Source organism: Exilibacterium tricleocarpae, from assembly GCF_007004655.1.
Lineage (GTDB): Bacteria > Pseudomonadota > Gammaproteobacteria > Pseudomonadales > Cellvibrionaceae > Exilibacterium > Exilibacterium tricleocarpae.
Map to the genome: position 1 here is coordinate 1 of NZ_ML660131.1, position 7415 is coordinate 7415.

At 42.4% G+C, this 7415-nt stretch carries 15 protein-coding genes; 1 reads left to right on the forward strand and 14 read right to left on the reverse strand.

All coding sequences use genetic code 11. The features are described from left to right. Nucleotides 1–98: 98 nt before the first annotated feature. From FKG94_RS28875 to FKG94_RS28225, 3 genes are all read right to left on the reverse strand, one after another. Complete coding sequence (locus FKG94_RS28875; protein ID WP_179957851.1) at nucleotides 99–446, reverse strand: hypothetical protein; 348 nt, start codon at nucleotides 444–446, stop codon at nucleotides 99–101. 131 nt (nucleotides 447–577) lie between these two features. Further along, nucleotides 578–1063, reverse strand: coding sequence for a hypothetical protein (locus FKG94_RS28220; protein WP_142930297.1), 486 nt, complete (start codon nucleotides 1061–1063; stop codon nucleotides 578–580). 84 nt (nucleotides 1064–1147) lie between these two features. Beyond that, entirely contained in the window at nucleotides 1148–1465 is a 318-nt protein-coding gene (locus FKG94_RS28225) for a nuclear transport factor 2 family protein (RefSeq protein WP_142930298.1), read from the reverse strand. A gap of 288 nt (nucleotides 1466–1753) precedes the next feature. Between FKG94_RS28225 and FKG94_RS28230 the strand changes: the two genes are divergently transcribed. Then, nucleotides 1754–2011: a hypothetical protein gene (locus FKG94_RS28230; protein ID WP_142930299.1), complete on the forward strand. Its 258-nt coding sequence runs from the start codon at nucleotides 1754–1756 to the stop codon at nucleotides 2009–2011. Nucleotides 2012–2107: 96 nt separating this feature from the next. On the opposite strand, the gene FKG94_RS28235 is transcribed toward FKG94_RS28230, so the two are convergent. The 11 genes from FKG94_RS28235 to FKG94_RS28290 form a co-directional block, all read right to left on the reverse strand. Then, nucleotides 2108–2350 carry a hypothetical protein gene (locus FKG94_RS28235; protein ID WP_142930300.1) on the reverse strand — a complete coding sequence of 81 codons (243 nt, stop codon included), beginning with the start codon at nucleotides 2348–2350 and terminating at the stop codon, nucleotides 2108–2110. Nucleotides 2351–2739: 389 nt separating this feature from the next. Continuing rightward, on the reverse strand, nucleotides 2740–3150 hold the full coding sequence (locus tag FKG94_RS28245; protein ID WP_142930302.1) for a hypothetical protein: 411 nt from the start codon (nucleotides 3148–3150) through the stop codon (nucleotides 2740–2742). A 1-nt stretch (nucleotide 3151) separates the two neighbouring features. Continuing rightward, complete coding sequence (locus FKG94_RS28250; RefSeq protein ID WP_142930303.1) at nucleotides 3152–3850, reverse strand: HNH endonuclease signature motif containing protein; 699 nt, start codon at nucleotides 3848–3850, stop codon at nucleotides 3152–3154. 103 nt (nucleotides 3851–3953) lie between these two features. Then, nucleotides 3954–4277: a hypothetical protein gene (locus tag FKG94_RS28255; protein ID WP_142930304.1), complete on the reverse strand. Its 324-nt coding sequence runs from the start codon at nucleotides 4275–4277 to the stop codon at nucleotides 3954–3956. Nucleotides 4278–4378: 101 nt separating this feature from the next. Next, the gene (locus FKG94_RS28260; protein ID WP_142930305.1) at nucleotides 4379–4714 is read right to left on the reverse strand and encodes a hypothetical protein; all 336 of its coding nucleotides are present in this window, start codon (nucleotides 4712–4714) and stop codon (nucleotides 4379–4381) included. Between the two features lie 87 nt (nucleotides 4715–4801). Next, nucleotides 4802–5143, reverse strand: a complete 342-nt coding sequence (locus FKG94_RS28265; protein ID WP_142930306.1) for a hypothetical protein — start codon at nucleotides 5141–5143, stop codon at nucleotides 4802–4804. Nucleotides 5144–5202: 59 nt separating this feature from the next. Beyond that, nucleotides 5203–5520, reverse strand: a complete 318-nt coding sequence (locus tag FKG94_RS28270; protein ID WP_142930307.1) for a HigA family addiction module antitoxin — start codon at nucleotides 5518–5520, stop codon at nucleotides 5203–5205. A 10-nt stretch (nucleotides 5521–5530) separates the two neighbouring features. Then, nucleotides 5531–5824, reverse strand: coding sequence for a type II toxin-antitoxin system RelE/ParE family toxin (locus FKG94_RS28275; protein ID WP_142930308.1), 294 nt, complete (start codon nucleotides 5822–5824; stop codon nucleotides 5531–5533). A 133-nt stretch (nucleotides 5825–5957) separates the two neighbouring features. Continuing rightward, the gene (locus FKG94_RS28280) at nucleotides 5958–6329 is read right to left on the reverse strand and encodes a hypothetical protein (protein WP_142930309.1); all 372 of its coding nucleotides are present in this window, start codon (nucleotides 6327–6329) and stop codon (nucleotides 5958–5960) included. A gap of 117 nt (nucleotides 6330–6446) precedes the next feature. Next, nucleotides 6447–6764, reverse strand: a complete 318-nt coding sequence (locus FKG94_RS29680; RefSeq protein WP_142930310.1) for a DUF4180 domain-containing protein — start codon at nucleotides 6762–6764, stop codon at nucleotides 6447–6449. A 98-nt stretch (nucleotides 6765–6862) separates the two neighbouring features. Further along, nucleotides 6863–7186, reverse strand: coding sequence for a hypothetical protein (locus tag FKG94_RS28290; RefSeq protein ID WP_142930311.1), 324 nt, complete (start codon nucleotides 7184–7186; stop codon nucleotides 6863–6865). Nucleotides 7187–7415: the final 229 nt, after the last annotated feature.

The window sequence follows — 7415 nt, forward strand, 5'->3', positions numbered from 1 at the left end:
ACGCCTGAAAGGATTCCGAAGAATCTTTAGCCGATTCGACAAGCTTGATGTGGTTTTCAGGTTTTTCATTAACTTTTCACTGATCGCCGACAGGCTGATTAGTGTGAACAGGCCCTAGGCACATAAATTCCTTTTACATTCGGCTGTCCATGAACGTTGCAACCATCCACATATAGCTCTACAGTCTTTCCAGCCATATACGCTCCTAAAATAGTACTATATTTGGCTTTCTGTGACATCTCATTGTCTGATGAATGTCCCCCAACAATAAACTTTGATGCATTAGAGCATTGATCTACATTGGTCCAGTTTCCGTAAATTTCAAATATGCCGCTACCACCTAATGATGAGAACCTTACAACTTCAAAAGGTCCCGTGTAGCCACCCGAAACCACGACAGTGGAATATAGACCTATAAACATAAGTAAAGCCAAGTGCCTTTTCACGATAATTATTCCTCCAACTTCTGATTATTTCTCCCTAACTTCATCGGGAGATGCATAACGTTTGTGTATGAGGCGAGCCGCCAGGCGAGTCCTGCACGTGAAACGTGCGAACATAACACACTTGTTATGCTCTACCTATACACAGCCATGGTTTCATTGCTTTGAGTTCCATCCGCATTTGACCAGCGTAGACAAATATTAAATACCTGCTGTTTAATATTTATTGGGAAACTTGCCGCAATATCATAATACTCCCCAGGTCTCAGTAACTGATATGGTGTTTTATTCTCTAAACTCTTCTGAACAATTGGGTTGCTTTCATTTTCTTCTGTTAAAGAAAAATAAATATTCGTTGCATCAGATATACCATTATTCATAATCACAAAACTACTTGCGTGATTTTCTGGGTAGTGCTCTATTTCAGCCACTAAACTTGTTTTATTTTTTTGAGATTTAACTTCATCCATCTCGGCAAGTTGCCGACGACTAACTTCTGCATGGAGGCGCTCATACTCCATCAATTTCTTCGCTTGTTTTCGAGTACGAATTAACGAAATAGTTGATATTACAACCGCCAATACTGAGATCAAAGTTGTGATTATTTCGAAATTGTTCATCCAGTTCCTCCATGAGCATAACGCCTTTATAACCGGCGCAGCTTTGCTGCGTCCGGCGCCGTAGGCGCGTAATTAATAGCCTTGTTATGCATTTACCGTGAATCCTGCTATTGGTGTTGCCTGGTGATACTTTATCTGCCAGTCATCTGGGATATTTATCCATACAGATGCACGTTTGGCATGGCGAGTAAAACTACCATTCGGATGTAGGTGAGCTGACTTATAGACTAAAAGTTTAGCGCCTGGTGATAAATCGTGGCACTCAAAGTCTTGTGACCAAACTGTATAGTTAGGACGAGTCTCTTGAGATAGCTCGGAAATAATAGCTGCGTAATCGTAAGTTGAGCCTGAATATCCAATTTCGATGAAATCTGGATGAAGTAGCTTACGGAGCATATTCATATCGCCCTCACCTCAAATTGGTGAAGAGAAGTTTCCATCTCTATCAGTTGATCCAACTTTCTCTCCGAAATGCGTAACGTTTGCATTTGGGGCATTTAGGAGTTTGCTGCTTTTCAAGCAAACTCCTAAATGTCCACAACATGCACTGGTTAAGGATGTGACACTAACTGTTGCTACGAAGTTCTTTACGTAGCGCGAGCGGAGTCACAACCTGATTCGTGAGACGGCAAGAATACCATACTCGACGTTACCTTTCATTTTGCTTAGTGGCACACCACGCCCATTGCAATGAATTTTACCGTGACACCTTTTTTAACTAGGGCACCAGGAGCAAAACTGCTCAACGATAAACTTGTACACAACTCGATGCCGAATTACCCAACGGTAGCAATAACGTTTTTACCTTTTGACTCACCACAAAAAATATTAGCAGAGCACCTTAACGACGCGGTAATGGGCCGCAACGGAGTTGGTTGTTTTGTGCTATTAAAGCACAAAACAACCGACGGAGTAGAGGTCCAAGCAGCTTTAGCTGTTGAGCATTGACCGCTTTGTTAAGCATCATCACCTGGCACACCACACACCTTTCTAAATTTAAATCTAAACGAAAACGCAGCGGGATGATGCCACTTCTCAGGGTTTTCATTTAAAATGTTTTATATAGATTGCTGTGATCTGATTCACTCTATATTCTGCTAAACAGATAGCTAATTTAGGTTGATTTACCGTTCTAATGAGTTCCTCAGTAAGCAACCCGTCTATTACGCCAGTTACCCACACTACTCTATCTCTTGCATTTAGATCTAAAAATTCATTCGCAGTTAGAGCTATGCATTCGCCTGACATAAGAGATATGAATAATAATATTTTCAGAATACATTTCATATGATGTCCTGATGCTTAACGCCCGCATTTGCGGCTGATTTTGGAGCGCAGCGGAAAACCAGTCCGACAACAAGCGTTTGTTATGTTAGTCTGAACCACTTGGTTTTGTTAGCAATTTCTTCAATAGATGGTTCACTCTCGTCTTCATCTACAACCCCCAACAGAACTGCTTCTGACACGCTAATAAAATCAAAATTTTTCTCTGATGACTTTGAAAGAATCGTAACACTAGCCCCATCAATTTCTTTGAGTATTAGTTTTTTAAAATTAATTGCTTTCTGGCATGAAGCATTAGAAATTGAATCGTGGACTATCAAGAAGTCAATATCACGATAATGCTTCGTTGACGCAAAATATGAACCGAACCCATATATCACCATCGCTTAATGTTAAATCCAGCCATTTTCTTTGAATTCCTCCCTCTCATATTTAGTGAGATATTCCCAATAATTGGGCATGTTAAGCGCAGCCATAAAACCACCAATATCATAAACTCCCACTTGTTCACTCATACAGTGGCGTTTTACGTCAAAAGTGTATCCACACCAGTTGGAGCTTATTATAATCGCATCTAATTCGCCCAACTCTTGGCAGCTCTCAATATATTCGGCAACGTCAAAAGAATAACATTCGCAAATAAATGCCTTTATTGTCGTTCCATCTGAACGCTCGATATCATAGAGGCTGGCGTTGATCTTTCTGATCGAATTTACCTTGCTGTGCTCGCGCATCCTTCGTTCAAAAAAATTGTAGTTTCCGTAGTAACTCATCCACGGAAACTCATTATTATGTGCAGGCATACTATTTTCCTAAAACAAGCTTTTCAAATTCCACTGGGAAGCTAACCACTGCCTGATAAGGTATCTCGTCATTTACCCACTTTTCATAGCTTTCCACGTGAGATAAAAATTTACTTATGATTCGCTGCTCGTTACGGGGAAACAAGCCTCTATTTTCTGCCAGTAACTTCACTGCCTCACGGTTATTCGGAACAATTGTTGAGAGCCTAGATGATGTCCATAGTGCATAAATTGCGTCACTATTCGGATTTTTTTGGGCATTTTCGGACAAAGGACCGTATTGTTGCCAAGCTTGGTGATTCTCGGCTAGGAGGATTGAAAGTTGATCTTTCATCTGATCTAATTCCTCGATCTTTATGCCATCTAATCGATTCGCAACTGTTGTTTCGTGCTCAATTTTCATTTCGTGGAGCAATTCTACTGTGAAGCGCTCTTGGTTCTCGATTTTATCAATCAAAGTATGGTGGGTAGGGCAGAGTAGAATTAGGTTCTCATAACTATCCCTTTCTTTACTTGATTGGTTCTCGTCATAACGATTGGAGCCGGGTTTATTCCCTTTTATATGTGCCATTTCACCCAACGTATATGGCGCATATTCAGCTGCTTCCGCCACTGTCAACCTAACATCACACGAAGAAAACGAGCAACGACCGGCAGCATTTGACCAAAGTAGCTTTATTGATTTTTCGGATATCGCCACAAGCTCTCCACGGATGATGGAGTGAAAACATAACGCCCGTAACACAGGAAAATATGAAGCGTAGCGGAATATTTTTCCGTGTGGTTACGCTTGTTATGCATGTTTAATTTTGGCGTAAATTTATACGTTCAATTACTGGCCTTGATGTACCCCAAATAGCAGATGAACAACCATCAGAATGACCACCAATTGTCTTGCCTGAGGCTAGAGCTGTCAAAATAATACTAAACCTTTGTTGACTTGCTGCCGTTTCATCAACTTTAAGCAAGTATGGAGAACCCGCTGAACAGCCAAGGTTTCCGGGGTCTGGACTAAAAGAAACTGCTACCCAGTCTCTATGATGAAGAATGTTGGTAACTTTTGCATCCCAAGACCAAGCAATGCTACTAGTGAGTATTAGTATTGAAAAAAGAAATATTTTTTTCATTTGTCTAGATTTCCTTAATTATGCATAACGTTGTGCTTTGGGGCCGGAATGCAGGTGCAAAGCGCCGAAATGGAGGTCCCAAAGAGCACCTTGTTAGAGGCTTAGCCTTTTTTTATGTATAAATATGAATCCGTAGATTCATCCATTGTTGCATAACCACCAAAACAACCTTTAGTACTAAGTTTTACGGTGGTTTGGCTGGCTTCTGCGGCCAAGGCAATACTAAGCCACCGATCAATTTGTGGGTGGTTCCCTGGGACATCGAATCTCGGGTGCTCGCACCCCGGTTCGGGTATCGCAGTGTCTAATACAACGAACAATCGCCCATCTCCGTATATTCCAGTTCTAAGTACTTTCGCTTCAAGCTGCACAGCAAAAGTTGAAAGTGAAGACGTGGCAACAAAAAACACTAATATTATTTTTAAAATGACTTTCACTTATTTTCCCTCTAACGCTTTGCTAAGAGGCGCGCGTTAGCGCGTCCTGTGGAGGCCCGAAGGGCCGGAGCGAACTTGAGCAACTTGTTAAGTGTTTGCACACAACTTCGCATAGATTACCTGTTGCCCTGCTTCAGAAGCACTTTCAAAACGCTCGAAAAGCCCAAAAAAATAGAGTCGTTCGTTCATGGTCATGCCACCGATGCCTGATATTGCCTCAGCTTTGAAACTAGACCAGAGCTTATAAAGATGATTGTGAGCTTCTTCGTTGGCTATCCAAGAATTGCCAAAGTACCTTTCAATTGAATCAGCTAGCTCTACCGCATTCGTATTATCAGACTTCCATTTACTCAGATGCGAGATTAGACGGGCAACTACTTCATCGCTTGAATATTTTCTCGCCTCTTCAATATATTCGTCGTAATTCATTTTGGACACTTAACGCCGGGCTAAAGTGCCGCTGTAAGCGGTCACATTTGAGCCCTTTGTTAAGCCATTCTCTGGTAATGGTGAAAATCTTGAATTTTTTTTAGCTCATCTTTTTCTGATTGCTGCACTTTGTATAAATCCCAACGCACTTGTAGATTAAGCCAAAAATCAGCAGAGACGTTGAAAAAACGAGCAAGACGCAACGCTGTACTTGGAGTAACTCCACGCCTTTGATTAACCAGCTCATTAACCCGCTGGTAAGGTACATGGATGGCATCAGCCAGTTCACGCTGAGTGATCTCCATTGGAGTTAGAAATTCTTCAAGCAACATTTCACCTGGATGAGTCGGAATTCTTTTAGTAGGAATGCGAACCATAATGTCACCTCTAGTGATAATCTGTAATTTCTACCTCAAAAGGGCCGCTATCTCCCCACTTGAAGCAAATACGATACTGTTGGTTAATACGGATACTATATTGACCGTTACGATTCCCTGACAAAGCTTCAAGTCGGTTACCAGGAGGGATTTTTAGCTCATCTAGAGCTATCACTGAATCGAGCTGGTCAAGCTTTCTGGTAGCGACTGGCCAGAGGGCTTGAGGACAAGCCTTTCTAGCTGATTTTGAAGCAATGCCATTAAATATATCTTCAGTGGCTTTGTCTTTGAACGATTCGATCATTGGCACACGATAGCACGGATATCATGCTATGACAAGAACAGCTTAACGCTTTGCTAAACGGCAGCCGAAACGCAGTGTAGGCTGTCCGGTGGAGGGCGCGTTCTTTGCGCCCGGAACGAATTTCAGCAACTTGTTATAAGCTTTTCTCTAAGTACCATGACTTGCTTTCCTTAGAGCTAACTAAAAGGTATGCAACCACAAACATGACCAACTCTAAAACATCGAAAAGCTGAGCTATACCAAGGCCAAACTCCGAAATATCCCACGCTACCGAGGCAAGCATTATAGCCCCGACGAGAATAAGAGTTAGCTTTATATCCTCACCACGAAATAGGTCCCAGATTATCCAAGCAATTATAAACGTCCAGATAACATTAATGCCGAGCGTAAATGGGTCACTGAAACTAATCTCTTCAAACTCAAGCCCGTCAAAGTAGACTGCCATCAAGGTAGAAATACATGAAATCACTAAGGCAATTGCTGCTTTTTTAATATCGGAAGGCAAAAAATATCTCCATTATGGCTGGCTTATAACGCATCAATAACCGGCAGCTGCAACGGAACGAAGCGCAGTGTGAGCTGTCCGGCGCCAAAGGCGCGAAGTTGATTGATTTGTTAGGCATCACTTGTCTAACCATAATTCGGCCTCAGTGGCGGTCGGAAAAAAACGTACGCACGAATGAAATCGGTGGTCACGAGCGAGTTCCGTAACACGTGGTCCAAAGTCATGGTTTCTCGGGAGTACGATGGCGACCTTAAAGCTGTAGTTTACAAACTTCTGAAATATGGCTCCCGCCAACCCATTGCTGAGATCGAAAAAATCAGGATGAAGATCGTCTACTTGTAGTATGCACGCAGGTAAACCGCTCACCATTATGTCGAGAGCATCTTGCTCAGAATGCAGTTGTAAGTTTGCATCTTTGGCTAGTATGGAGGTCATGTAGATATCACTGTGACGCCTAACGCTCAAAGCAGCGGCCGCAGTGTAGGCGCGAAGCGCCGGAACGGAGGTCCAGCCCCGCAGGGGCGATGCTGGCTTTACTTGTTAAGAGTTTCTTCGTATTCATGCGAATTCGCCACGCCCTTAGGTAAAATTACATATTGACCGAAAGTAAAACCAATTCTTAATGGTTGGCCTTTTGCTTCTGGATTCCAGCTATTTTTTAATGCAAATTCTACTACTTCAGAGATTGTCTTGGGTCGTATTTCTACATCCCAGGGCAAAATATCTAGATGCAAAGCAGTGCCATTTATATTAGGTTTGTAAATTGCGGCATGCTCAGCGTATAGCGCATCTCCACGAATACACCATTCGTACTCTTGTTTTGCAACAACTATCTTCCGTTTCTGGGTATGTGTCATGCCCTACTCTTAACGCTAGGCTAAACGGCAGGCGAAGCAACGCGTAGCCTGTCCGGTGGAAGCCACGCTTTTTGTGGCCGGAACGTATTTGAGCGCTTTGTTATGTTTGGGATTATCTAACATGCTCGTTTCCACAACCATGACAAAAAATTCCTTTTTTCCCACGCCAAACTCGATTTGTATTACACCTTCCGCACTTCAACTCTTTTGCCAAAACAGCGCCACATGA